The organism is Brucella tritici (genome assembly GCF_008932285.1).
Classification (GTDB): Bacteria; Pseudomonadota; Alphaproteobacteria; order Rhizobiales; family Rhizobiaceae; genus Brucella; species Brucella tritici.
The window spans coordinates 1-608 of the sequence record NZ_WBVY01000029.1 but is presented as its reverse complement, the minus strand read 5'-3'; the positions used below and the strand labels follow the sequence as shown (position 1 = coordinate 608).

The following is a 608-nucleotide window of genomic DNA, read 5'->3' as shown; positions in this document are numbered from 1 at the left end:
GTCGACTATTTTACAGATACGTTGCTGCGAAATGATAGAGCACCCGCTTCTAGTGGGGAGGGTCAAAATGCTGCTGATTTCACCCGACAGGCAGGCAGCATTTTCTCCAACCTGCTCTCGACAGGCCAGATAACCGACGAAGATAAAGCTTGGCTCGTCCGTCAGGTTACGGCTCAAACGGGAATGAGTGAGACCGACGCCCAAAATCGCGTCAATCAGACAATCGAGCGGGTCCAGACCGTGAGAACGGAAGCGCAGAGGAAGCTCGATGAAGCGCGAAAGCAGATTGATGAGGCAAAAGAACAAGCCAGCAAGGCGCTTGAGGAAGCAAAAGCACAAGCATTGGAGACTGCTGAGAAGACCAAAATAGCTGGCATTCTGAGCGCCTTCCTTTTGGCTGCTTCAGCCTTAGTTGCCGCAGTGGCCGCCTATATCGGAGCAGTGCATGGTGGTCGTCACCGAGACGAAGGCCGAATTTGGAGCGGCTTAGCCTACCGTAGGTAGTTTCATCAATGTCCATGACGAGCCCCTTCACGCGGAAGCAGTGGAGGGGCTATTTCTGAGTACGGTCGACAATCCTCGTGGCGCTTGTTTGAGTCCTATCGGTG

Annotated in this window: 1 protein-coding gene; it reads left to right on the top strand. The window is 53.6% G+C overall.

Annotation, left to right across the window (positions count from 1 at the left end):
- Positions 1-504: ATP synthase subunit B family protein (locus tag F9K94_RS24255; protein ID WP_151610752.1), on the top strand; the 504-nt coding region annotated here is incomplete at its 5' end.
- Positions 505-608 lie beyond the last annotated feature (104 nt).